21 protein-coding genes and 3 tRNA genes are annotated in these 26,525 nt (G+C 35.7%); 3 read left to right on the top strand and 21 right to left on the bottom strand.

Annotated features, from left to right (window positions below; all coding sequences use genetic code 11):
* Positions 1-482 precede the first annotated feature (482 nt).
* The 18 genes from ACYTR8_RS08540 to ACYTR8_RS08455 all read right to left on the bottom strand — a co-directional run bounded on the left by ACYTR8_RS08540 (position 483) and on the right by ACYTR8_RS08455 (position 20,559).
* Positions 483-1,874, bottom strand: a complete 1,392-nt coding sequence (locus tag ACYTR8_RS08540) for an APC family permease (protein WP_479642006.1) — start codon at positions 1,872-1,874, stop codon at positions 483-485.
* Positions 1,875-2,027: 153 nt separating this feature from the next.
* A complete protein-coding gene (ftsH, locus tag ACYTR8_RS08535; protein WP_003054434.1) occupies positions 2,028-4,013 on the bottom strand; it encodes an ATP-dependent zinc metalloprotease FtsH in 1,986 nt (661 codons plus the stop codon).
* Positions 4,014-4,034: 21 nt separating this feature from the next.
* Positions 4,035-4,577, bottom strand: a complete 543-nt coding sequence (gene hpt / locus ACYTR8_RS08530; RefSeq protein WP_003049003.1) for a hypoxanthine phosphoribosyltransferase — start codon at positions 4,575-4,577, stop codon at positions 4,035-4,037.
* 4 nt (positions 4,578-4,581) lie between these two features.
* Complete coding sequence (gene tilS, locus ACYTR8_RS08525) at positions 4,582-5,868, bottom strand: tRNA lysidine(34) synthetase TilS (RefSeq protein WP_111714644.1); 1,287 nt, start codon at positions 5,866-5,868, stop codon at positions 4,582-4,584.
* Positions 5,865-7,151 carry a serine hydrolase gene (locus ACYTR8_RS08520; protein ID WP_269760847.1) on the bottom strand — a complete coding sequence of 429 codons (1,287 nt, stop codon included), beginning with the start codon at positions 7,149-7,151 and terminating at the stop codon, positions 5,865-5,867. The genes tilS and ACYTR8_RS08520 overlap by 4 nt, the downstream gene beginning before the upstream one ends.
* A 12-nt stretch (positions 7,152-7,163) precedes the next feature.
* Entirely contained in the window at positions 7,164-7,286 is a 123-nt protein-coding gene (locus ACYTR8_RS08515; RefSeq protein WP_003054478.1) for an SP_0009 family protein, read from the bottom strand.
* A complete protein-coding gene (locus ACYTR8_RS08510) occupies positions 7,286-7,657 on the bottom strand; it encodes an FtsB family cell division protein (RefSeq protein ID WP_003048988.1) in 372 nt (123 codons plus the stop codon). Before ACYTR8_RS08510 ends, ACYTR8_RS08515 begins: the two co-directional genes overlap by 1 nt.
* Positions 7,644-7,916 (bottom strand): RNA-binding S4 domain-containing protein, encoded by a 273-nt coding sequence (locus ACYTR8_RS08505; RefSeq protein ID WP_003048986.1) that lies wholly within the window; start codon positions 7,914-7,916, stop codon positions 7,644-7,646. The genes ACYTR8_RS08510 and ACYTR8_RS08505 overlap by 14 nt, the downstream gene beginning before the upstream one ends.
* A gap of 34 nt (positions 7,917-7,950) precedes the next feature.
* A complete protein-coding gene (locus ACYTR8_RS08500) occupies positions 7,951-9,456 on the bottom strand; it encodes an oligosaccharide flippase family protein (protein ID WP_479642005.1) in 1,506 nt (501 codons plus the stop codon).
* Positions 9,419-12,919, bottom strand: a complete 3,501-nt coding sequence (gene mfd / locus ACYTR8_RS08495; protein ID WP_111714637.1) for a transcription-repair coupling factor — start codon at positions 12,917-12,919, stop codon at positions 9,419-9,421. The genes ACYTR8_RS08500 and mfd overlap by 38 nt, the downstream gene beginning before the upstream one ends.
* Positions 12,920-12,921: 2 nt before the next feature.
* Entirely contained in the window at positions 12,922-13,491 is a 570-nt protein-coding gene (gene pth / locus ACYTR8_RS08490; protein ID WP_479642004.1) for an aminoacyl-tRNA hydrolase, read from the bottom strand.
* A 70-nt stretch (positions 13,492-13,561) separates the two neighbouring features.
* Entirely contained in the window at positions 13,562-14,677 is a 1,116-nt protein-coding gene (ychF, locus tag ACYTR8_RS08485; RefSeq protein WP_012766399.1) for a redox-regulated ATPase YchF, read from the bottom strand.
* Between the two features lie 123 nt (positions 14,678-14,800).
* On the bottom strand, positions 14,801-15,175 hold the full coding sequence (locus ACYTR8_RS08480) for a helix-turn-helix domain-containing protein (RefSeq protein WP_269760843.1): 375 nt from the start codon (positions 15,173-15,175) through the stop codon (positions 14,801-14,803).
* Positions 15,176-15,299: 124 nt separating this feature from the next.
* Positions 15,300-15,497: a DUF951 domain-containing protein gene (locus tag ACYTR8_RS08475; RefSeq protein ID WP_111714627.1), complete on the bottom strand. Its 198-nt coding sequence runs from the start codon at positions 15,495-15,497 to the stop codon at positions 15,300-15,302.
* 73 nt (positions 15,498-15,570) lie between these two features.
* Positions 15,571-16,707, bottom strand: a complete 1,137-nt coding sequence (gene dnaN / locus ACYTR8_RS08470; RefSeq protein WP_111714625.1) for a DNA polymerase III subunit beta — start codon at positions 16,705-16,707, stop codon at positions 15,571-15,573.
* Between the two features lie 153 nt (positions 16,708-16,860).
* A complete protein-coding gene (gene dnaA, locus ACYTR8_RS08465) occupies positions 16,861-18,216 on the bottom strand; it encodes a chromosomal replication initiator protein DnaA (RefSeq protein ID WP_111714622.1) in 1,356 nt (451 codons plus the stop codon).
* Between the two features lie 233 nt (positions 18,217-18,449).
* On the bottom strand, positions 18,450-19,223 hold the full coding sequence (locus tag ACYTR8_RS08460; protein WP_479640703.1) for a ParB/RepB/Spo0J family partition protein: 774 nt from the start codon (positions 19,221-19,223) through the stop codon (positions 18,450-18,452).
* A 115-nt stretch (positions 19,224-19,338) separates the two neighbouring features.
* A complete protein-coding gene (locus ACYTR8_RS08455) occupies positions 19,339-20,559 on the bottom strand; it encodes a S1C family serine protease (RefSeq protein ID WP_269760842.1) in 1,221 nt (406 codons plus the stop codon).
* A 209-nt stretch (positions 20,560-20,768) separates the two neighbouring features.
* Between ACYTR8_RS08455 and rlmH the strand changes: the two genes are divergently transcribed.
* Entirely contained in the window at positions 20,769-21,248 is a 480-nt protein-coding gene (rlmH, locus tag ACYTR8_RS08450) for a 23S rRNA (pseudouridine(1915)-N(3))-methyltransferase RlmH (RefSeq protein ID WP_129555129.1), read from the top strand.
* A gap of 87 nt (positions 21,249-21,335) precedes the next feature.
* Here rlmH and ACYTR8_RS08445 read toward each other — a convergent pair.
* Positions 21,336-21,409, bottom strand: a tRNA-Arg gene (locus ACYTR8_RS08445).
* 205 nt (positions 21,410-21,614) lie between these two features.
* On the opposite strand from ACYTR8_RS08445, the gene ACYTR8_RS08440 reads away from it, so the two are divergent.
* Together ACYTR8_RS08440 and ACYTR8_RS08435 are read left to right on the top strand one after the other, a co-directional pair.
* Positions 21,615-21,686 (top strand) — tRNA-Glu (locus ACYTR8_RS08440).
* 33 nt (positions 21,687-21,719) lie between these two features.
* Positions 21,720-21,793, top strand: a tRNA-Asn gene (locus tag ACYTR8_RS08435).
* 246 nt (positions 21,794-22,039) lie between these two features.
* Here ACYTR8_RS08435 and ACYTR8_RS08430 read toward each other — a convergent pair.
* Positions 22,040-24,616 (bottom strand): YfhO family protein, encoded by a 2,577-nt coding sequence (locus ACYTR8_RS08430; RefSeq protein ID WP_479642003.1) that lies wholly within the window; start codon positions 24,614-24,616, stop codon positions 22,040-22,042.
* Positions 24,617-24,700: 84 nt separating this feature from the next.
* Positions 24,701-26,320, bottom strand: a complete 1,620-nt coding sequence (locus tag ACYTR8_RS08425) for an ATP-binding cassette domain-containing protein (RefSeq protein WP_003055142.1) — start codon at positions 26,318-26,320, stop codon at positions 24,701-24,703.
* Positions 26,321-26,525 lie beyond the last annotated feature (205 nt).

Here is a 26,525-nt window from a genome sequence, read left to right as displayed (position 1 = left end):
CATTAAGATCTGTTTGAACTTACTCGTTCTTTCTGTCGCTGACAGATTTATTTCTCGTTTTTGACGGGTAATATGTCTCCATATCACCCTCACATTTGGTTCGTCTTATTCAGTTCTCAAAGGTCTTGTCCTCTTTCGAGACAACTATTTTATTCTATCAACTTTTACTAACTTTGTCAACAACTTTTTTACTCTTTTTTTCGAATACTTCAGTCGCCAACGTCTGCTCAGCCGACAGCTTTATTAGTATACGATATTTATCCTCCTGATGTCAACTCTTTTTTGCACTTTTATGTCTTTTTTTACATTTTTATTGAAGTTACATAACACAGGTAATTTTCTCATGAAAGTTTTTTATTCTGGGTATTACATCATACAACAATAATAATAAAAGGTAAAAGCACCCTATAAGTTGGGACAATTCATCTTTTCTCATAGAACGCTTCTAGAATTCTGTATGTCTAAATGATTATTTTTAACACTTAACTATTTTCTTTGGAATGTTTATAGCCGTAAAAAATATAAACAAGCGTTCCTACTACAGTCGTTAACGTAAAAGCAATCCAAGTAAAAGCCATATATTGACTCATAAAAGAAACACAAATGACAATGGCTAATAGAGGTAAAAATGGCATTAATGGCGTTTTAAATTCTCCGACTTTGGGCTTCCCTTCAATTTTCCTAAGTCTAATAATTGCTATCGACATTATTACCAAATATGCTAGGGTACAAATGTTAACAAATTCTGCGAGACTCGCTAATGGAAATAAACCAGCACAAATCATCGCAAGTACTCCCACTAAGATAGTCGCATTTTTAGGAACCTTACTTTTTTCAGTAAGGGAATAAAGAGATTTTGGTAACAATCCATCTCTACTTATACTATAAACCGTTCTAGCTAGGGCATAGGTCATCGAAATACATACCGTAATAAGCGTTAAAATAGCAACGATAGAGACATAATCTGCCGCCCAATAAAGGCCTATACTACGTAAAGCAAAAGCGACAGCATCTGGTACATTTAATCGGGTATAATGGACAATACCAGTCAGAATCATTGTGACAACAATATACAATATTGTAACAATAGTCAAGGATAAAACAATTCCTTTTGGGATTGTTTTTTGTGGTTCTTTCACTTCATCAACTGTCATTGAAATAGATTCAAACCCCAGGAAAGCAAAGAACATGACAGAAGCTCCTGCAAATATACCTGATTGACCTCCGTAAATTTGACCTAAGCCATATGGAGCAAAGTTGTTCCAATTTTCGCCATTTATAAAGAAGAGGCCTACAACAATAAATAAAGCAAGAGCTGAAAATTTCAAGAGCACTAAAAAGCTATTGAATCTTAACGCTGCTTTGGAGTTCATTAAAACGATGCCTGTTACAAAAATCATTACCAATACAGGAAGAAGGTCTATATAGGTCCCATTTTTAGGATCAAATGTTCCATTTAGAGGAGTTGGTAAAGCTATTCCATAGTTAGCTAGTAAACCTTTTAAATAACTTCCCCATCCAACTGCAACGCTGGATACTGCCGTTAGGAATTCCATAATAATGTACCAGCCTACAATCCAAGCCGGAAATTCCCCTAAAGTTGCATAAACATAACTATAAGCTCCGCCATTTGACGGAATTCGTGATGCAAATTCTGCATAAAATAAGGCTAGAATGCCGATTGCAATTGCTGAAATAACAATCGAAATTGTCAAAGCTGGTCCTGCATAATTAGCAGCACTAATACCTGTAATGGTAAAAATCCCTGTACCAACCATTGATCCTAGACCTAAAAAGACTAAATCAGTTACTTTAAGGTGTCTATGCATTTCGGTTATATTAGCATGTTTCTGTTTTTTTCGAAAAATAGTCATCTTGTCACTTTCTATATAGTACACAGTTATTTACTAAGTTTATCACAGTTACTAATGATTGTAAATTTTACTTCTGGTAATCTCTCCCACTTAAATAAAAAACTAAGTCTAGAAAATCTAGAACTTAGTTTTTTATTATGATAGTTCACCCTATTAATCGGCAGATTCTGTTTCTGACTCTGTCATCTTATCTTTGATTTCATCATAAGACAAAGCATGAACTTCTTTATCATCATCTTCTGGATTATTTGGCATTTTACCAGTTTCATAAATGGATTTAATTTGTGCAGCATCCAAAGTTTCATATTTAAGGAGTGCTTCTGCAATCAATTTATGAGTTTCACGATTTTCTTTAATGATGTCTGCTGCTTGATTACGCGCTTGATTTAAGAGTTCACGTACTTCATCATCGATCATTTGTGCTGTTTGAGCAGAGTAAGATTTTTCAGGAGACAACTGGCCTGGCATCATAGCATGGTTACCCTCATATTGAACCGGGCCAAGTTTGTCACTCATTCCATACTCTGTAACCATCGCTCTTGCCATTTGAGTAGCTTGTTCAAAGTCATTTGAAGCACCTGTTGTCTGCGCATTAAAAATAATTTCTTCAGCGACACGACCACCCATAAGACCAGCTAATTGCTCTTTTAAATCATCTTTTGATAAGAGCATTTGATCTTCTTTAGGAAGGGCAATCATGTAACCACCAGCTCGTCCACGAGGAACAATGGTTACTTTATGGACTACACGCGCATTAGATAGTACTAAACCAACGATAGTGTGCCCAGCTTCATGGTAAGCCACCATTTCTCTTTCTCTTTGTGAGATCGTGCGGTCTTTCTTAGAAGGCCCAGCAATAACGCGGTCTTCTGCTTCATCAATATCGCTGGCATCAATCTTCACTTTGTTTCGACGAGCAGCTACAAGAGCAGCCTCATTCAATACATTTTCAAGATCAGCACCAACGAATCCTGGTGTTTGCTGAGCAACCACTTTTAGATTAACATCATCTGCAAGAGGTTTATTTTTAGCATGAACACGTAAAATAGCTTCACGACCTTTTACATCAGGTCTACCAACTAATACTTTACGGTCAAAGCGTCCTGGTCTTAACAAAGCAGGATCTAAAACATCACTACGGTTAGTTGCGGCAATAACAATAATGTTTTCATTGCCCTCAAAACCATCCATTTCAATCAGTAATTGGTTGAGGGTTTGTTCTCTCTCATCGTTACCACCGCCCATACCAGCGCCACGGCGACGACCAACAGCATCAATTTCATCGATAAAGATAATAGCACGTTCAGCTTTTTTGGCATCTTCAAACAAAGAACGCACACGACTAGCTCCGACACCAACGAACATTTCAACAAAGTCTGAACCTGAAATGCTAAAGAACGGAACTCCCGCTTCACCAGCAACTGCTTTAGCGAGTAAAGTCTTACCTGTCCCTGGAGGGCCCTCTAAGAGGACACCTGCCGGAATACGCGCTCCCAATGCTTTATATTTCTTAGGATTTTTCAAGAAGTCAACAACTTCCACTAACTCTTGTTTTTCCTCTTCAGCACCTGCAACGTCTGTAAATCTTACTTTGACATCACCTTTTGATTGAGATTTAGCTTTGTTTTTACCAAAACTCATGGCTCCACGAGCTCCGCCACCACCTTGGTTCATCATCATCATCATGAAAGCGGCAAAGATAACAATTGGGAGAAAACTCATCAAAAAGGTAATCCAAGTCCCACTTGAACTTTCTTGTTTGACTGTGATTTCTGTTCCGTTTTTATCAGCAGCCGAAGTCATTTCTTTTAAAATGGAATCACTTGGGAGAACCAAAGACGAAAACTCTGTCACTTGGGCTGACGCATCGCCCCCTAAAAAAGAGAGACCTGGGTCAACAGAGACTTTTTGAGCTTTCTCATATTTTCCTTTTACTTCGATAATGCTGCCACTGGGTTGGTAACTTAAAGATTTGATATCACCAGCTTTAAGATGTTTGATTAATTTTGAATAACTAATCTGTTGGCTTTGTGTGCTTGTTCCTTTAAGATAAAATTGAAATCCTGTGATAACAACAATAATCATTAAAATATAGATAAAGGAGTTTTTGACAAAACCATTATTTTTATTATTTTTCATATAGTAATCATTAACCTTTTTCTATTTCGAATAGACTTCTTCTTTTAACACACCTACATAAGGAAGGTTACGATAATTTTCAGCATAGTCTAAGCCAAAACCAACAATAAATTCATTTGGGACATTATAACAAATATAGTCCGCTTCAATGTCAACAACACGCCCTTCAGGTTTATCAAAGAGTGTTGCAATTTTAATCGTATTGGCTTTACGATATTTAAACATATCGCGTAAATATTTTAGAGTACGCCCAGTATCGATAATATCTTCGATAAAGATAATGTCTCTTCCTTCAATATTGGTATCCACATCTTTTAAGATTTTCACTTCCCCACTACTAGAGGTGCCACCATGGTAACTTGAAACTACCATAAAATCAATTTCGACATGAGTATCAATATGTTTCATTAATTCAGCCATAAAAGGAACGGACCCTTTTAAGACACCGACCATCAAAGGATTTTTACCCTGGTAATCTTTTGTAAGTTGTTCGCCAAGTTCTTTTGTTTTTTGGATAATTTGTTCTTCAGAGTAAAGAATTTTTTGAATATCTTGCTCAAGCATGCTGTCACCTTTTTTCTAATTTATCAATATACAGTTTAGCCAACATTATATCATGTTTACAAGCTTTTCTCAAATAAGTTTTATCACCGACTAATACAAAAATAATCTCTCCATCTTGTTCTCCTACAATAGCATTTTGCCGTTCAGCTATGCTTAGTTTATCATCTATAAAAAGTCGTCTTAGTTTTTTTGAGAAATTACCAAAAGAAAGACGGTCACCGGCTTGACGATGTCGTAGGATAATGGGTGACAAACTATATATGGGAATACTTTTTTGGTCTTTATGTGCCAAATCTTCTGTCGTGAATAAAAAATGATGGTTACGGTACCAGATAGCGTTCTCGTATTTTATCACTTTTTGATCGTTGAGAAACTCAGTCTCAGGAATGATTTTCGTGATATTGAATGATGACTGATTTATCAAAAGATAGTAGCCGTTTTTTAAGGGATAATTTCCTTGATTTGCTTTTTGAAGTAAGTGTAATAGTTGGTTAAATTGAGATTTTTTCAACTGTAAGTCTGGAAAGTTTTCCAAATAATCTTGTAATAAAAAATACTGCACCGAAGCAGTTTGTGCTCTAAACTCTGCTAAATGAGTGATCGTTATTTTTGTTGTCAACTCTGTAAACGCTTGAAAAAGTAGTTGATTTTCTATTGCTAATTGACTAAGGCTTTGTACAAGTTGCGGGTTTTCTTTCTCCAGTAAAGGTAAGTACTGATTTCTCACTCGGTTCCTAAAAACAGTTGTTTCTTCGTTTGAAGTATCTTCGAAATGAAAAATATTAGGCAAGTCATCTTTTGAAAAAGGTAAAAATGGTCGTATCAGTTGCCCATTTCCAAATGGTTGAACAGGTTTTATACCTGATAAGTGCCTTAACCTACTTCCTCTTATAAGTCGCATTAGAACTGTTTCTGCTTGATCATCTAGATGGTGTGCTGTCACTAGAGCAGAATATTGTTCATTTTGCATGATTTTTCGACAAAAATGATAACGCCAATCACGCGCAGCTTTTTCAGAAAAAGTTCCTTCAAAATGGGAAATGTAAATAGGAACACTATGATTGTTTGCCCACTGCCGTAAATAATCCTCTTCTATTTCCGACTCAAGTCTCTGCTTATGATTAATGTGAGCAATCCCAATACTGATTTGTAAATCTTCTTGAAATAAATGCAAAAAGTGCAGCAAATTCATTGAATCTACTCCACCAGATACAGCTATTAAAACACGCCGATGATTGTCGAAATAGGCTTGTTTTTTTATCTCGTTATAAATTTCTTGATATGTTGTCATTTTAAAATAGCATAAACATCATCTGCAATAGCTGTGATGTCATCATAGGTTGCTTTATCTGTAAAGATAGATAAGACAAAAGGAGTATCACCATAAATGATGGCAACATCATGCTTGTAATCATAGGCATCACCAATTTTGTGGGCCACAGGAACAGTAATATTTTTTGAAATGCGTTGTTGATCAAAGTCAGTATCGGAAAGATAAGAAATAATGTGTCCCTTTTGATAGTAAATAGCTTCCATCACATTAGCTGCTGCACGAGAAGATAAGAATCGTTTTTCCATATCCCAGTTACTTCCTGACAAGGCTTTTATTTCTGTTTGAAAAGCTTGGTCATACTGATGGCATAAATAATATCCTAAAATATTGGTGGCAACATTATCTGAATTTTGAGCAACAGCTTTCAATAAGGTGCTAACTTTATAGTCTTCTTTATCAGCTTTTTTACTAATTTTACCACTTCCAGATGGATCGTAATCCCCATAAAAATGATTCACATCATCGATATATCTGAGAAGTTTGTTTTCTGTCACTTTCTTTTCTTGAAGTTGTTTTTGAACACTATAAAGAGGGGCTAACTTTGCAATACTAGCTGCATACATTTCTTTATCTGCATTAATTCCAGCACTTGCCTGCGTATCAAGTTGTTTAACAAAGATAGAATAATTTGCATTATTGTATTTTTGTAACAGCATCTCTTGGACCTTTTGCATACGGTTATCAAAACGAGATAGATCCTCTTGTGATACCCAACCTTTCTGATCAATTAGGTAATAAATCCCATGTTCGGTTTGTGCCATTTGACTAGCATGAACTTTTTGGGCAAAGGTAAATGGAGATGGAATTGCCTTAGTGCCTGACACATAGGGTTCAGAGTAGAGAGTCACTTGTTTTTGTGTCCAAAAAAAGAGATCGGCGTCTACTTGACTCATAACTATATCCTCATAAACTACTTCGCGATTCGCTTCAAGGTAAGTACCATCTGCAAGTTCAAAAATTGGTTTTGCTTGTTCATTTATCACAAGAGACTTGATATCTAACTTATGATTAGGTCCTAGGGTTGTCGCTGGTAAAGTTAGCTCAGCGTCTTTATAAGTTTGTGTTTCTTGATAAAGGTTAGGATTAACAGGAAGCTGATTATAGTAGCTGGTTGATTGAACAATATCTTGACGCAATTGGTAAATAGTTGCTTTAGAAAATTGTCCTGTTTTTTCTGTGCTAATAACGGTCAAAGGAGTCAAGAAAAAGGTCATTAACATAGCTGCTAATAATTTTTTCATGTTGGCTCCTTTCTAATCTGTTTCTGTATATTGGTTGTCTTCTTTAAGACGTTGATTTTCTTTTTCCAATTCTGCTAATTTCTCATCAGAGTAAGCAAGAAATGTTTCTATTTTGGTAATAATATCATTCATCATTATTTCGGTAATAGCCCTGGCACGGGGTAAATAACTTCCCCTTCTCGTGATAGGTAATACTTAGCTCTAGCATACTTTTTAACAAAATCGTCATTTTTAAGTTGCTCAGCTAACTTTTTCTCACTCTTTGTATTCTTTTCCAATGCTTCATATTCTTTTTGTAATTTAATCACTTGCTGATTTTGTTTTTCAAAATCTACATAGCTTTTGACAAGATTATAAGTTGGCAAAATAAATAAAAACATCATACTTACAAGAATCCACCCCATAAAACGATTGCGTTTTTGAATTTCTTCTTCTTCGAACCGTTTTTTTAGGTTTTCCTCGTTAATATAGTGATTATTTAGTTGAACAATGCTAGGCTTCTTCATTAGCTTCTATCCTTGTTTCACTGATGATCTCATACATACTGAGAGCGTCTTCTTTTTTAGTGCTATCTTTCATCTCAAGTACTCTTACGGTTAAGAGTTTATTTCCAAATCGGATTTCAATGTGATCATTGAGTTTTAAATCAGTTGAACTTTTAGCAAGAACTCCATTAACTTTAATCCGTCCTTTATCAGCAACTTCTTTAGCAACAGGACGACGTTTAATAATACGTGATACTTTTAAAAATTTATCTAATCTCATTATTTACCCCACAATCTCTTCCATTCTATCATTTTTATTTCTTAAATGGTAGAAAAGACCATATTTTCTCATCGAATACTTTGTATCGCCAGCAAATCATTATAAAACTGATGACACCAACAGCTGATGACAGAACAATACTGATAAAACTACCTAATCTTCCCTCTATAGGAAGCATGACCTGACATGTCAACACGAAACCAATCATTAATGTTAATGTGAGCCAAAATTTACCATTTTTAGCACAATTCCAACTCATTGGTATTGTATAGGCATAACAAATAAACACCAATCCTAAAGGAATTACCGTGGACAGAGAACTTCCTAAAATTCCATAATGATAAGTTAATACAGGCGTTAATCCTAATTTGCAAGACAAGCCAACTAATAACATAATCAGGGAGTGGCGCACACGATTTTCAATAAAACATTTTTGATAAAAAAATTGAATCAAACTTATAAGATTAATCGTAATAATGTAGTAAGCTAGTGCCTCCCAGCCCTTATTATCTTCAAATAAAACACGATTCATAAGATGTAAAATACTTATAAAGCCAGCCGTTAACGTTACGTTAAAGTAAAAGATAAAAGCTAGAAAATCTTGACTTAGTTGATCATACATCTGCTGTTTTTGCTGATGGAGATGAGTTAATTTGGGCAAATAAATTGTGAAAAAAGCCGTTGAAAAAATCAATCCAAATTGAACAAGTGGCTGCCCTCTATCAAAAATACCCTTAGTAATTTCAGCTAATTGGTTGGAATACCCCGCAGAAACGAGACTATTTTTAATAAAAAGAGCATCCACTAATTGAAATAGCAATAAGTAGATGGAAAAGAGAATAAAGACCAAACTAGATAAACCTAGCTGATGATATGCTCTTAAAGGTAAGGAAAACTTTCTCACGTATGGTTTGATTGAAAAAGAACTCTTTTTTGCTAAATACCCTAGAGCAGTAAAGCTAGCAATCACATTTCCACTCGCAGCAACGTTAGCAGTTGTATAAATAGTCCAATCAAAAACGAGATAGCAAACAGCCGATGCCACAATAATGATTACCCTAATAATTTGCTCAAGCATTTGACTAATAGCAGTTGGTGTCATATTTAGATCTGCTTGTGCTAACCCTCGATAAAAAGAGATAAAAGGAGTCATTAATAGAGCAATACTCGTCAAAGAAATAGCTGTTCCTAATTTGGGTGCTCCCATCCATTCAGCAAGTTGCTGATGCCCCAGAAAAAGAATGAGGAAACATCCAAAACTCATCATAAACTGCAAAGTCATAAAAACCGTGAGTTGATCTTCATCTTTCTTTTGTGCCATACTGGCGATAAGATTAGGCAAAGCATTCAAGCTAAGGGCTGAAATAATGGCCAAAAAAGGATATATTTGCTGATAAGCGTAAAAACCTCTGTCTCCTACCAGATTTTGGTAAGGGATACGGTAGGTAGCAGCTAAAATTTTTGATACTAAGCCACTAACCACTATCAAAAGACTTGCTTGCTTAAGAGGTTGAGGCTGTTTTTCTGAATTTAATCTCACTAAGGCTTTCTCCAAATAACATCAATTCTTCTAAGATGGTATAGTCTTTTTGGTGGCGAACATCGAAGACAATATCGATTTTCCCCTGATGTTCACTAATTTTAGCTTTAAGATGGGTTTTCGATAAGGCTTCGAAATAATCCTGAGTTAAGAAATAAGTTAAAGAAGTGACTTCAAATCGAACAATGACCTGATTATTTTTGCGTTCAACTAATTCCGCAAAGGCGTTGTCCATATAATGTTTTAGCAGGCCTATTTCTAACAAATAGGCAACTTGATCAGGATACTCTCCAAAACGATCTATCAGCTCATCCTGCAAATTGAGATAATCTTCTCTTGATTGAATTTCTCGAATACGCTTGTAAATGTCAATTTTTTGACGCTCATCTGATATGTAATCATCTGGCAAATAGGCGTCAATCTGAAGATTGATTTCAGTATTGCCTTTTTGACGAACAGTCGTTTTTCCTTGCTTGCTAGCAATAGCCTGTTCCAATAACTGAGAATACATTTCAAAGCCGACCGAATCAATAAAGCCACTCTGAGAAGCCCCTAAAATATTACCTGCTCCTCGTATAGATAAATCTCGCATAGCAATCTTGAAGCCTGAACCTAATTCAGTAAAGCCTTTAATAGCCTCTAAACGCTTTTCAGAAACCTCTGTTAGGACCTTATCAGGACGATACATCAGGTAAGCATAAGCAATACGATTACTTCTTCCGACGCGCCCCCTCAGTTGATACAATGTTGACAATCCCATATGGTCAGCATTCTCCACAAACAGAGTGTTTACATTAGAAATATCAACCCCTGTTTCAATAATTGTTGTAGCCACAAGGACATCATAATCACCGTTGATAAAATCAATCAAGGTATTTTCAAGTTGAATTTCACTCATTTGCCCATGGACAAACCCAATAGAAGCTTCTGGAACTAATTCTTGTAGTTCTGACACCTTCTTGTCGATGGTGTCAACTTTGTTGTAAACATAAAAAACTTGTCCTCCACGATCCATTTCTCGGATAATAGCTTCCCTTACTAGACCAGGATTGTTTTCTAATACATAAGTTTGAACAGGATATCTGTTGGTCGGCGGAGTCTCAATAACCGATAAATCTCGGATACCTAACATAGACATGTGTAAGGTTCTAGGAATCGGAGTGGCTGTTAAGGTTAAGACGTCAACCTTAGTTTTTAATTCCTTTAAAGTTTCTTTATGCTTGACACCGAACCGTTGCTCTTCATCAATCACAATTAACCCTAAATCAGAAAAGACCACATCTTTTGATAGGAGTCGATGGGTTCCAATAATAATGTCAATTTGTCCTTTCCGGACACGTTCTAGTGTTTGAGCTTGCTCTTTTTTACTACGGAAGCGACTTAGAACGTCCACCTCAACAGGGTAATTTTCAAAGCGAGCCTTAAAGTTTTCATAATGCTGTTGAGCTAAGACTGTAGTTGGAACGAGGACAGCTACTTGTTTGTGGTCATTCACCGCTTTAAAGGCTGCCCTCATAGCTACTTCTGTCTTACCAAATCCTACATCACCTACTAAAAGACGATCCATCGGTTGCATACTTTCCATATCAGCTTTAATTTCGTTGATAGATCTCATTTGATCCTCTGTTTCCACAAAAGCAAAATCATCATCAAAAGACCGTTGTAAGTCATCATCTGGTGAAAACTGAAAACCTTTTTGCTGACTTCTTTCTGCGTATAATGCTAAAAGATCATCAGCGATATCCTCTACTTGTTTTGCAACTTTTTGCTTTGTCTTTTGGAAACGACCGTCATTCAGTTTGTTGACTTTGGGCTCTTTTCCATCAGCAGAAACGTATTTTGACAAGCTACTAATTTGATCAACTGGAAGAGAAATACGGTCTGAATTTTGATATTGAATGGTTACATAATCTCGATGAATTCCTTGAATCTGAATCGTTTCAATCCCAAGGAAGCGACCGATACCATGGACATTATGAACCACATAATCACCTGCTGCTAGCTCATTGTAATCTTTCAAGCGCTCAGCATTACTAATATTAGTTCGTCTGGCGCGTCGTTTGATTTTTTTATGATAAATTTCATGCTCTGTGATCAACGCTAACTTGTCATCAGCAAAATAAAAACCACTGGAGATTTCTCCAATTACAATTTGTGATTCACGTGAAACAATTTGATTAGCACTCACTAAAGGAAGATGAAATTGGTAATCTTGAAAAGATTTTTCTAGTCGTTCGTAAGCATGCTGAGACTCTACCTGCACAATAACGGTTGTTTGATTTTTTTGATACCGTTTAATCTCATCAATCAATAAAGGAAATTGATTAAAAAATTCCTGCATTGCATATTGAGTTAGCTGATGCATTTGATCAAATTTGATATTTCCAAGTCCCTTATGAAAATTTGAAAAGAAGGTTGCTGGCGTATAATGACGAAACTCACGATAATTATCTGCAAAGTAGTTAAGATTAGAAAGAGCCTCCCCTTGCTGTAAGTCTTCTGTCAAGAGATTAGCAATCTCTAAATCGAATCTTGCATTTTTATCTACTATTTTTTGAAAATCATCAAAAAATAGTGGTGTCCCTTTGGGAATATAATCTAATAATGACCACTCTTTTTCATAAAATAACGATTGAAATTTACGGATATCCTTATGTTTAAAACCATCTTTTGAAACAGACAGGAGATCTTCCAAATAGGCTTTTTTATCATCTTGTGCTATTTGTAGCGCTTTTTCTAATTGCTGACTGCCACGTTGAAAATCACTCGTTTCAAAAATAAGATCACTAGCCGGATGAATCAAAAGTTCTTCTAATTGTTCAAAGGACTTTTGAGTTTCTGGATGAAAGTGCCTAATTCCATCAATATCATCCCCAAAAAACTCCAAACGATAAGGTAATTCTTGTGTCATCTCATAGATATCTAAAATATCCCCTCGACGGCTAAATTCTCCCGGACTAATGACTTGTGAAACCTTCTGATAGCCAATTGTCATCAATTGTTTGGTAAGAGCATCACTGTCATAATCTTCTCCTACTTTTAACTTAATGTGACTCTTGGCAAAAACGTCAGGATTGGGAAGTAAGGTCCTTAAACCTGATAGACTGACAATCAGAATTCCTCGTGCTTTAGGATTTATTAAAAATTGCAATGCCTCTATCCTTGATAAAGCTTTATCCATCGAAGCAAAGATAAATTCTGCTGCTGCCACATCGTCTGCAAAAAATTGATAGACTAATTCTTCTCCAAGTAGGCTTGATAAATCGCTGGCTAATTTTTCCACTTCATTTTGAGTTGATGTCATCACAACTATTTTTTCTTGGGAGTCCAAAAAAGCAGAAGCCATTGCTAATGCTTTACTTGACCCAGATAATCCCATAACTAGCTGCCTGTCTAAGGACGCTAATCCGGAGTGCCAGGCCTGGATTTTCTTATTCTGACTAAATAATTCTAAAATATTCATGATTACCCATTAAATTTCTGCATTGTTTTTTCAAAGTTATTTTCTTGTAAATAGAAGTTTACAGCATTGACAACTTTGTCAAGAGTTAACGCAATGACAATATTATCTTCTGTACTGAAATGTCCCATAACATGGTTAATCACTGTCATCCCTTTTAATGGTCGTCCAATACCAACTTTAATTCGGTCAAACTCCTGCGTCCCAAGATGAGCAATAATTGATTTAATGCCATTGTGTCCACCAGCCGAACCTTTAGCACGTAAACGCAATTTTCCAACTTCCATATCCAAGTCGTCATAGATAACAATCAAATCTTCTATGGCAATATTATAATAAGTTAATAACGCCTTTACGGCAACACCACTATTATTCATAAAGGTTGTTGGCTTCACAAAATAAATTTTTTCATGATTAATAAATGCACTGCCTATTTGTGCTTTAAAATTTTTGTCTTCTGTAAAGGTGACGTCAAGTTCATTGACAATTTTGTCAACTGCCATAAATCCAATATTATGCTTTGTTTTTTCGTATTTTGAGCCTGGATTTCCCAGACCAACAATCATTTTAACCATCTTTTCTCTTTCCTAAAATGCCAAAAGGGCTGGAATGTTATTCCAACCTTCTGACATTATCTTATTATTTTTAAACGTTAAATCGAAACTCCATGATATCACCATCTTGGACGATGTACTCTTTTCCTTCTTCACGCAAGCGCCCAGCTTCTTTGACAGCTTTTTCTGAACCGTAGGTCATTAAATCGTCATAAGACATGGTTACTGCACGGATAAATCCTCTTTCGAAGTCAGAATGAATAATACCAGCAGCCTGCGGCGCTTTAATACCACGTTTAAATGTCCACGCCCTAACTTCTTTTTCACCTGCTGTAAAATAGGTGCCTAGCCCAAGTAAGTGGTAGGCAGCACGTGTTAATTTATCAACACCAGACTCTGTCAAACCAATAGCTTCTAAGAATTCTGCTTTATCTTCATCCTCAAGCTCTGAAATTTCTTCCTCTGCACGCGCTGAAATCACCACTACTTCTGCATTTTCAGTAGCTGCAAACTCACGAATTTGTTTCACATAGTCAATATCATCTGGATCAGCAACTTTATCTTCATCAACATTCGCCACATAAAGAACAGGTTTTGTTGTCAATAAGAATAACTGTTTGACAACACGTTGCTCTTCTTCAGTAAACTCAATTGTCCGAGCAGATTTACCATCTTCTAAGACAGGTTTGATTTTTTCAAGAACGGCAAATTCTGCCACGGAATCCTTATCTTTTTGGGTACGAGCCATTTTTTCCACACGCGCATAACGCTTATTAATAGACTCTAAATCAGCCAAAATCAATTCAAGGTTGATAGTATCAATATCAGCCATTGGATCCACGAAAGCATCCTCACGACCTTGTTCACGCATAACATTTTCATCATCAAAAGCACGAACGACATGTACGATAGCATCTACTTCACGGATATTGGCCAAGAATTTATTACCTAAACCTTCTCCTTTAGAAGCTCCTTTAACAATACCCGCAATATCAGTAAACTCAAAGGTTGTTGGAACGGTTTTTTTAGGCGTAATCAACTCTGTCAATTTTTGCAGACGTTCATCTGGTACCTCTACCATCCCAACATTAGGATCAATCGTTGCAAAAGGATAGTTAGCAGCTTCTGCCCCTGCTTTTGTAATTGCATTAAATAAAGTTGATTTACCAACATTAGGTAAGCCCACAATACCTGCTGTTAAAGCCATTTTAATAAGTCTCCATTCAAAATTTCAATCACAACTATTATAACAGAAAATAAACGAAAAAAGCGGTATGATGATAAGAAAATTTCAGGTTCGCTTAGCATCATATCACTCTTCAACTTTTCTTTAAATTAACCAATTAGAAACAAAAGGTATCCCTAAAACTTCTAAGATAGTTAATATAGCTAAAATAATTAGTAGAGACAGAATAATATTTCGAAAAATAAACCAATAGAGCTTATTGTATTTTTGTAGATCAAGCGGTTTGTTTTCATAAATGCGTTCAACTTTAACTTCATGTGGTTTAGCTAAAACAAGTTCATCTAAGCTCACATCAAAAATTTCAGTTAACCTGACCAAATTATCCAAATCTGGTGTTGTATCTCCATTTTCCCATTTTGATATGGCTTGCCGAGAAATAAATAACTGTTCTGCCAGAGCATCTTGAGATAATTGATGTTTCACTCGTAATTGCTTTAATTGTTCTGCAACTTTTGTCATTTTCTATGATCACCTTTCTTCTTTCGATAACATTAGAATACCTGATTTTCCAAAGGCATACTAGCAATTATTTAGGCAAGTATTGGTTGCAAGATGTATAAGAAAGCCTACTAAATCAATATTTCTAAAGTTGCAGAACTTTTTTTAGTTTTCGGTCAAAGTCGTAACGGCTCATCATAATGATATGCTGACAGTTAGTGCATTGAATTTTAATATCAGCTCCTACTCTAAGCACTTTCCATTGATTAGCCTTTTTACCAGTCTCTTTAATCACACAGGCGTGCGGTTTTTTCATTTCAACAAGTGATCCAATTTGATACATCTTTTTTCCTCACTCTTATTATCTTTATCATTTATGATAACAAAAAAAGCTCCTAAAAGGGAGCCTTTTCTTTTTAGTTGGTACGGACTGGTGTGATTAACTGGATAAAGCTTTCTTCATCATCACCTGGTGTCAAGGTAAATGGTCGTACTGGTGACAAGAAATGAATTTTAACCGTTTCACTTTTGATAGCCTTGAGAGATTCAATAAGGTAAGTTGGGTTGAAACTAATAGTTAAATCACTACCAGATTGACTAACAATATCCAAATCTTCGTTTACTTTACCAACTTCCGGTGAGTTAACATGAGCTGAAATATGATTTTGAGCAATTTCAAGTTTAACGGTACCATTTTGAGTAGCGTTCGAAATCAAGAAAGCACGTTCCATAGCGTGGCGAAGAGATTGGGTATTGAAAACAACCTCTGTCTCAAATTGTGTCATTAACAAACGGTCTGTATCGGGATAATTCCCTTCCAAGAGACGTGTATAGAAAGAAATATGTTCACTTCTGAACAAGATTTGGCTTGGTGAGAAAAATACCTCAACAGTCTCAATATCATCTGTAAATACTGCTGAAAATTCTCTTAAAGATTTACTTGGAATAACCACATCAAAATCTGCTGAAGTATTATCCAAAGTGATTAAACGTTGGCTCATACGATGAGAGTCAGTTGCTACGGCTTTAAAATCTTTATGGTTACTTAATACAATATGAACTCCTGTTAAGATAGGACGACTTTCTTGTAAACTGGCTGCAAAAGCTGTTTCAGCAATAATAGACTTTAATAATTTTGTTTTTAAGATCAAAGGATTTTCTGTTGATACTTCTTGTAACCGAGGGTATTGATCAACATCTTTTCCTTTTAAGGTAATTTCTGATTTACCACTGGTTAAAACAACTTGATGTTGTTCAATTTCTTTAAAATCCAAACTAACATCTGGCAAACTAGAAATAATATTGATAAAGAAATTTGCTTCCAGAAGAATAGACCCTGGAGATGTGATTAATAGTCCAGCATTTTCATTGCTTACAGGAATGGTATTTTCAATGGAAATTTGTCCATTTGAACCTGTTAAAGTGATATCAGATGAACTAACGTCAATCTTAATGGTAGAAAGAACAGGAATGGCATTTTTACTGCTAATAGCACGTTTAGTGGCATTTAAAGCTTGAATGAAAAGGGTACGATTTATGGAAAATTGAATCATGAGGACTCCTTTATTGATAAGTATAATAATTAGTAGTAGTAGTAGGTCTTGTGTATGACGTGGATAAGTCTGATTTATCTAGTAGGGATAAGGAAAGAAGACTGTTCACAACTTGTGGATAACTCGTCACTAAAAATAGAACTTGTCCACAAGCTACTTAATTTTATTTTTGATGGTTTCAATTTCAATACGAAGGCTTTCATCCTGGCTAATCATATTTTTGATTTTATTGTAGGCATGAAGTACAGTGGAATGATCCCTACCACCAAATTCCTTACCAATTTTTGGAAGGCTATTGTCTGTCATTTCACGTGCTAAAAACATAGCGACTTGTCTTGCTAACACAATATCTTGCGTACGTTTAGTTGCCTTAATTTCTTTGACAGTGACGTCATAGAATTTTCCAACCTGCGTTTGAATTTCTTCAATTGGAATGACCGTCATTTTAGGTCCATCTTGTTTTCTGGCACGAATAGCTTCTGCAGCAACGTCAACCGTAATGGTATCAATTTGCTTAAAATTAGCAACCAAACTAATGTCTTTTAAGGCGCCTTCCAAATCTCTCACATTGGAATCGAATTGGCCAGCTAGATATTCAATAGTATCTTGAGGGAAAATAAAATTATATTCCTGAATTTTATTCGTTAAGATAGCTACTCGAGTTTCAAAATCTGGAGGCGTAATATTAACGGTTAAGCCCCATTTGAAACGGGTTACCAATCGATCTTCTAAATCATTAAGGTGATCTGGTGTGCGGTCACTGGTTAGAACGATTTGTTTATTATTGTTATGAAGAGCATTAAAAGTATTAAAGAACTCTTCTTGTGTTCCAGATAATGTTTTCTTCGCCAGCGATTGGATATCATCAATAAGCAGTAAATCGAGATTACGGAACTTTTCTTTTAATTCGTCCATAGTGTCTAAACGAATATGAATCACAAATTCATTAATGAAATTTTCAGCGGTGATGTACTTTATACGGGCATTGGGATTTTCTAATAGCACAGAGTTTCCAATGGCATTTAACAAATGGGTTTTTCCTAGTCCAGGCCCTCCCCAGATAAACAAAGGGTTATAGGTTGTTCCTGGTGTATTAGCTACTGCTATAGAAGCAGCTACAGCCCAACGATTTTCATCACCCTGAATAAAGTTTTCAAAACTATATTTGGGATTTAGGTCTGAGGTAACAGCAGGTAAAGGAGTTATTACTTGCTGATTGTAGTTTTGGCTATTTGGGATTTGATTTTGGTCAATTATCAGATCTTCTTCAAAAACATAGTCAACGGCAATTTGAGCATTATAAACTTCAAAACCAGCTGTCAGAATAACATCTTTAAGGTTCTTTTCCCAAAAGAGTTCTTTCATTTGATCTAAGTAAATCGTTGCCACATGATTCTCAACTTTTAATAAGCGTGCATCATGCACAAAAAATTCATACGTTGCCTGTTTTAATTGGCTCTGAGCTAATTCCAAGACCCGATTCCAAAAAATTTGTTCATTTTCAGTCATACTAGGTTCCTTCTTGTGGATAATTCTAGGACTATTTTAACACAAATCCAGTCAGTTTTCCACAAAACCTGAAAGAATAGTTATAGTTACCCACAAGTTGTGGAAAGGTAATTCACACTGTTAACTAAAGTTTTCCACAGCCTGTGGAAATAATAAAAACCTTTGACAATAAAGAGAAGAGGCTTCTAATAGACTGTGGAAAAGTAGAAATAAAAAAACAGACTATCAACAAGCTAAAGCAACTTGTTGATAATTCTGTTTAATTCCTCTTGATTAGCAAATGGTAACAGCAATTGACCACTCTGAGTTGATTTCAATTTGATTTTGGCTGGTAGCCCTAGAGATTGGGCTAGCTGATCTTCTAAAGAAGTGATAAAAATATTTTTATTTTTTGGGGTAGGGGTGGTTTTGAGTTTTGGAGTTACCATATGCTCAATTTGTCGTACACTTAACCCTTCATTTTTGATTCTATTAGCGTAAACTAACTGTTCCTTTTCGTCGGTTAGTGTGAGAAGAGCACGCGCGTGTCCTGCACTAATGTCTCCTTCTTCTACTGCTTTACTAATTGTTTGCGGAAGTTGCAGTAGGCGTAAAGTATTGCTAATATAAGGTCTTGATTTTCCCATATATTTAGCAATCTCTTCATGCGTCATTTGATTTTTTTCAATCAGTAGCTGATAAGCTTTTGCTTCTTCAATGGGATTTAAATCAGCCCGTTGTAAATTTTCTACGATAGCTTGTTGCATACTTTCCAGAGAGGACATGTTTTTGACAATAGCAGGTACCTTTGTTAGCCCAGCCATTTTAGAAGCCTTAAAGCGTCGTTCTCCTGCAACTAATTCATAACCAAAGATGTCAGATTTTCGAACAATAATAGGTTGAATAAGTCCATTTGCCTTGATTGAATTAGCCAAATCTTCTAGTTCCTTTTGATTAAACAGCAGCCTTGGTTGATAGGGATTGGCTACGATATCTTCAATTGGAATAGATTTCAATAGTTCAGTCATAAAATCCTTTCAATGAATGGTAGCTAGTTTTTTTATGCCAATGTAAAACAGCCCTAAGGACTGCTTTACTTGGTTTCATAACATCTAGCAATGACATTTTCCATAAATAATCTAGTTACTGCTTTTTGGTCAAATCCTGGGTTGTTTTAGTTAAGGTAATATCTGCTTTTTTCTTGGTTGTCCCTCTATAAAAGGTTACCTTGATGGTATCGTTAATGTCATGGCCGTATAGGTTGCTTTGAAGATCACTGATTGAGTTGACGGCTTTACCATCAATTTCAGTAATAACGTCGTACTGGCCAAGTTTACCACTAGCTGGCATTCCATCTTGAACAGAAGCGACCACAATACCACCCGTCACCCCAGTAGGGATATTAATTTGACTGAGAGCATTCGTTGATAAATCATTTAGATTAACCATAGAGATTCCAAGGGCAGGTCTGATAACCTCACCATTGGTTTCTAATTGCTTAATGATTTTAATGACATCACTGGATGGAATAGCAAAACCGATACCTTCAACCGCTCCACTATTGCCGTTGCTTCCTGTTGGGGTAGAAGAAATTTTACTTGAATTGATACCAATAACCTGTCCTTCAATATTGATGAGCGGACCACCAGAATTTCCGGGATTGATCGCAGCATCAGTTTGAATGGCATTTGTTGAAACAGTTTCCCCATCTTCATTTTTTAAGGTGACGGTACGACTGAGACTAGAAACAATCCCTTCTGTAACAGAATTGGCATACTGAGTTCCTAATGGGCTACCAATTGCGATAGCAACTTCTCCGACATTCAGTTTAGTAGAATCTGCAAATTCAGCAACTGTCTTAATTTTATCTGAGGCAATTTTAACAACCGCTAAGTCAGAGTAAGTATCAGCTCCAACTAACTCCCCTACGACTTTGGTACCGTCTGCCATAAGAATTTCAATTCGCTTTGCGCCGTCAATGACGTGATTATTAGTAACAACATATGCAGAATCACCGTCTTTTCGATAAATAACACCAGAACCTTCACTAAAAATTGCTAAGTCGGCATCTTTATTTTCTCTTGTTTGATTTTCTCCAAAGAGTTTTGTGTAGGGATTTGAAAGAGATGAAGAAGGATCTGCTTGATAGTTAATCACTGATACTACTGCATTTTGAACGACTTTAACCGCTTTTGTTGTGTCAGTAGTATTATTAAAAACCATCTTACTCGTCGTCGCACTACCAGTATGTGAGGTAGAGGAAGACTGTTGAGTAGCATTAAAAGTGAAAATTGCTAACAATCCTCCAAAAAATCCAATGAGTAAAATGCCTAAGGATTTTAAGATATGTTTCATAGATGGCATGACCTTACCTCCGAATAATTTTCTCATAGCTTATAAAACTTTGCTTAATTATACCTTAAAAAAAGGAAAAAGAAAAGTAATCCACAACTTGTGGAAAACTTTTAAATAAGGGTATTAAAAGCCTATAATACAGGCTTTTTAAAAGATAAAAAAGTCATAAACATGTGGATAAACTGTGTAAAAAGGTTTTTCTATGATACAATAAAGTTATGAAAGTAAAACTTATATGTGTTGGAAAACTAAAAGAAAAATACCTTAAAGATGGCATTTCAGAATATCAAAAAAGACTCTCTCGTTTTTGTCAATTTGAGGTCATTGAATTAGCTGATGAAAAAACACCTGATAAAGCTAGTGATGCTGAGAACCAAATGATTATGGCAAAGGAAGCTCAGCGGATTGAAAAGAAAATTGGACAGCGTGATTTTGTAGTCGTATTAGCTATTGAAGGAAAACAATTTCCTTCCGAAACATTTAGTCAACTCATCTCAGAAACGACTGTTAAAGGATACTCAGATATTACGTTTATTATTGGAGGAAGTCTTGGACTTGATCCTAGAATTAAAAAAAGAGCCAATGTCTTAATGAGTTTTGGATTATTAACCTTACCCCATCAACTCATGCGTCTGGTTTTGATTGAGCAAATCTATCGCGCTTTTATGATAGCTCAGGGCAGCCCATATCACAAATAACTAAAGTTTCATGTGAAACTTTAGAAGATATTCTCTTAAAGATAACGAAATAAAGAAAAAAGCACTGCTGAGCAGTGCTTAGTTTTTTGATCCCAGCAGGATTCGAACCTGCGACCGTTCGCTTAGAAGGCGAATGCTCTATCCAGCTGAGCTATGAGACCTTAACTTCCTTATTTTAACAAAAATCAGCTAAGACTGTCAATGCTAATTTTGAGGAGGCTACTAAGTCTGATTATTTTTTTCTAATAAACTAAGAATAGAAAAGGTTCCTGAAAAAAATTATATTTTTTTTGAAAAAAGTGTAGACAAATAAAATCAATCTGGTATAATAATAAGAGTGTTAAGGAGAACTTCTCCAAAACTTCTGGTCCGTTGGTCAAGGGGTTAAGACACCGCCTTTTCACGGCGGTAACACGGGTTCGAATCCCGTACGGACTATCAGAATTGTCATTGAGGCAATTTTTTTCTTTTTCCGGCATAGCTCAGTTGGTAGTAGCGCATGACTGTTAATCATGATGTCGTAGGTTCGAGTCCTACTGCCGGAGTGATAAGATATTTCCTAAGATTATCTTAGGATTTTTTTATTTAACTAAGAAAAGAAACTAAAAGCCTATTTCAACTATTTCTCTGATGAGTATTGTATTGCTTCTGAACGTGACTTATGACGAATTAAAAGAAAGTGATAGACATCAAAAAAGCTGTTCGTTATTGAACAGCTTTTTAATGTGTTAAGAGTAAGTATAAAACTAGCTGGATTATTCCCCATTAAGGATAGTGAACCTTTTCGTTTGTCACCTGTCTTTTCTTTTTCTGACTTGATAGTAGACTAGGAAAAGATACGAGATTATTCCGAAAAGAGACAGCATCAAGCCTAGTTTAAATCCGTTTGGAATAAAGGTAAGAATGACTTGACCTTTTCCTTTAGGAATAGAAGCGGTTAGGAATCCTCCTTGAGCTTTTGTAATAGGAATAGGCTTACCATTTTTTGTAGCTGACCATCCTTTGTCATAAGGAATTGTAAAGATGAGAGAGCCATCTTCCTTAGCATTGTAATTAGTAATAACGTTATTGTTATTGGTATAAACGTGGACTTCTTTTTGATTGATAGTGGTGATAGCTTTAAGGTAGGAATCGATAGATAGACTATAAAAGTGAGGAGTTGTAAAACTGATTTGTTTATTTTTTGGAAAAATAAAGGAAAGATTTGCTTCTTTAGCATGTTCAAAATAACCTAAGTCAAAGAAGGAATAGGCATTATCTGTAGTGTAGGTGAATGAGTTACCATCGATACTAACACGAACTTCTTTGGCATTGGGATTTGAAAAAATAATATTTGGCATGCTTACATAGAGCTGACTACGTTCAGGAATAGTTACCTGATAAGTAATGACGGTAGATTGTTGCAAGGACTTGCTCTGTCCTGATACTTGCTGATTGAATTGTTTGGCACCTGAAATCAGCTGAGAGGGTTGAAGATGAAAGTAAGTTAGGGATTGCCCACTTAATTGATTTAATAGCTTAGTTTGATTGTCAAGTGTATTGACACTTATGTTGACATCTTTGTAAATTCCCTTTGTTAATATTGCTAAAGGACTACTATGATGATTTTGATATAAAGTCATGGAACCGCTTGAAGTAACCTTTGTAAACCCAAATTTATCCAAAGAATTTTCACTAAGGTTATACTTGATACCAAGTAAACTATCCATAATGAGAGTATTATTTTGGTACCTCAAGTTCAAATTAGTCCCTTTTGACTGGAAACCTAAACGATCAAGTAAGGAACTAGATAGACGATTTCGAACAGATGAAAATTGAGAAATGCCATGATAATTGTATTTCATGCTATCATTTCCTGTTTGAGGGGATAACCTTTCCATTCTAAAAAAAGGTTGACGTTTGGTTGACAGATTGTTAACAATGCTGTCAATATCTTTTAATTGATTCTGGTAACCTTGTCTAGTAGGAAATACCCACTCGTTATTTATACCTTGGGTTTGGTAATACGTATTTAAGCTAACTTCTAGAATGGTAAAAAATAGTGTAAAGCTAAGTAAAAAACCTACAGGAATTTGGCGAGACTGAAAAGCAAGTAGGCATATGGTATAGGCTACTAGAAAAGCTAAACTAAGTAAAAAGAAACTTGGTGTCAAAAAATCATATCGGTGTGCTGTCAGGTAGGATGTCGCTAGTATTAAGACTAGAAACATAAAAGCAATACTTATTTTTATTTTTGAAAATTCTATTTGCCTGGTTAAGGCCTCACATGCTAACAAAAGAAGCGTTACTGGGAAGGTCCAAGCATAACGATGTAAGAACATATTAGGTGCGTGCATGCCTTGCCAAAAGAGATCTAGTGGTTGTAAATAAAAGCTTGACACAATAGTGACTAAGAGTGTTGCATAGGCTGATTTGATTTTTAGAGGAACACTTGACAAGGTAAAGAAAATCACTGCAAGTAACAAAGGAAACAAGCCGACATAAATCATAGGAAGAGCATTGAACTTAGTCGTGTCATAAGCTCCTAATGAGAGTTTTGCAGGGAGGTCGAAATACCAAGCATTGGTAGTTATGAGTTGTTTTACAGGGGAGAACGTTTCTCCATAACTTGATAAATCCAAATAGGTAGGAAGTAGCATAACAGCACTTGTTAAGGCTGCCATGATTGACACTGTTGTAAACCTTAAAAAAGCAACTAAACCTTTTTTGAAACTATTGAGTTTCAAAAGACAAACAAAGGCATATAAGGAGGAGAAAATAGCAACCATATAGCCAAAGTAGTAATTTTGAATAAAGAGTAGACTCACACAAACGTAATATAAACCTGTTTTCTTTTTTAGGATGATTTGATTTAGTCCTAATAAAATCAAGGGTAAAAGAATGAAAACGTCCAACCAAGAATTGAGTTCAAGTTGACTAGTCAAAAAACTCATTAAACTATAAGAAAGTGATAGTGATACGATCAGATAAGCCTTAATATTTGGATAGAGTTTATGAAACGCATAGCAGGCAGTTAGTCCCATAAATCCAAATTTTAATACAGTAAGGAGATAGATGGCATCAGGCATAGATGCTAAATCAAAAAAGAAATACAAGGGAGAAAAGAAACTCCCTAAGTAATAGCTTATGAGAGCGTAAAAATTCAAACCTAGTCCACTGGTAAATGTATAAAAGAGACTATCAGATCCGTGAAGGATATTACGAAGGTTTTGAGCAAAAATAACATATTGATGAAAGGCATCACTTGCTAGAATAGTTCTTTCTCCTTGATAAGAAATTCCCATTGAAAGAAGAACAGTAAACATAATGCTAATTGGTAAAAGAAAACTAGCAAGTCCAGCAATTGCCCATTTATGACGATGTTTCATAAGCTGACCAATCTTTCATTAATAACATTTTAAAAAAAGTGGCTAGGAAGAAGTCTTCTTAGCCACCTCATTTATCATAAGGTTTTATTTCCAAAGTTCAGCAACTCGGGCTTGAACATCAGGATTGTCAAGGAATTCGTCATAGGTTTCATCAATACGGTCAATAACACCATTTTTTGAAATCACAACGATATGGTTAGCAATGGTCTGAATAAATTCATGGTCATGACTGGCAAAAATAACAGATTCTTTGAAGTCTTTGATACCATCATTAAGGCTTGAAATAGATTCCAAATCTAAGTGATTAGTTGGGTCATCAAGAATAAGAACGTTTGATTTCAATAGCATCAACTTAGAAAGCATGACACGCACTTTTTCGCCACCGGAAAGAACGTTAACAGATTTTTTAACTTCGTCTCCAGAGAAAAGCATACGTCCTAGGAAACCACGTAAAAAGGTATCATCATCTTCACCTTTTGAGGCGAATTGTCGTAACCATTCAAGGATGGAATCATCTGTTGCAAAATCTTTTGAATTGTCTTTTGGCAAGTAAGAACGACTTGTTGTCACTCCCCATTTAATGGTTCCTTCGTAGTCAATATCATCTGCTAAAGCACGCATAAGAGCAGTTGTCTGAATATCGTTTTGACCAATAATAGCAGCTTTGTCACCTGGACGTAAAATGAAACTGATATTATCAATGATTTTCTCTCCATCAATCGTTACAGAAAGATTTTCAACAGTGAGAAAGTCATTCCCCATTTCGCGCTCTGCTTTAAAATTAATAAATGGGTATTTACGGCTTGAGGGAACAATTTCTTCTAATTCAATCTTATCAAGCATTTTTTTACGAGAGGTTGCTTGTTTTGATTTAGAGGCGTTAGCTGAGAAACGGGCAACGAATTCTTGTAATTCTTTGATTTTCTCTTCTGCTTTAGCATTGCGGTCAGCTTGTAAACGAGCTGCCAGTTCAGAAGATTGTTTCCAGAAATCGTAGTTACCCACAAAGAGTTTGATTTTACCAAAGTCAAGGTCGGCCATGTGAGTACATACTTTATTCAAGAAGTGACGGTCATGGGAAACAACGATGACTGTATTTTCAAAATCAATCAAGAAGTCTTCCAACCATGAAATAGATTGAATATCAAGACCATTGGTTGGTTCGTCAAGTAATAGAACGTCAGGCTTACCAAAGAGCGCTTTAGCAAGAAGGACTTTCACCTTATCTCCATTAGCCAGTTCACTCATATTTTGGTAGTGAAGGTCTTCTGGAATATTTAGATTTTGGAGAAGTTGAGAAGCTTCACTTTCTGCCTCCCAGCCACCTAACTCAGCAAAGATACCTTCCAGCTCAGCGGCACGAACCCCGTCTTCTTCTGAAAAGTCAGCTTTCATGTAAATAGCATCTTTTTCTTTCATGATATTGTAGAGTTGTTCATTTCCCATGATAACAACATCAATAGCACGCTCTTCTTCATAGTCAAAGTGATTTTGTCGAAGAACAGAAAGGCGTTCGTCAGGACCTAAAGAGATATGACCAGTACTTGGTTCAATATCTCCGGCAAGGATTTTAAGGAAAGTTGATTTTCCGGCACCATTGGCACCGATTAAGCCGTAAGTATTACCGGCTGTGAATTTGATGTTTACATCATCAAAAAGTTTTCGATCACTAAAGCGTAGTGATACATCAGAAACTGTAAGCAATTTGTCACCTCATCTTATTTATCTAACCTTCATTGTACCTAAAAAAGCCCCATTTTTCAATCAGAAAGGGGCTACTCGCACGCCGTACGCATGAAAACTTTCTCTTCATCCTTTTGTGCCCGGACATCAATTTTGAAAAGATTCCTTTTTAAATCAATCATCTGCTTAGCCTCTTTCTCCAAATAATTGGACTAAATAATCTTTC

The organism is Streptococcus sp. F2 (assembly GCF_056500955.1).
This window is presented reverse-complemented; position numbering and strand designations above follow the sequence as displayed.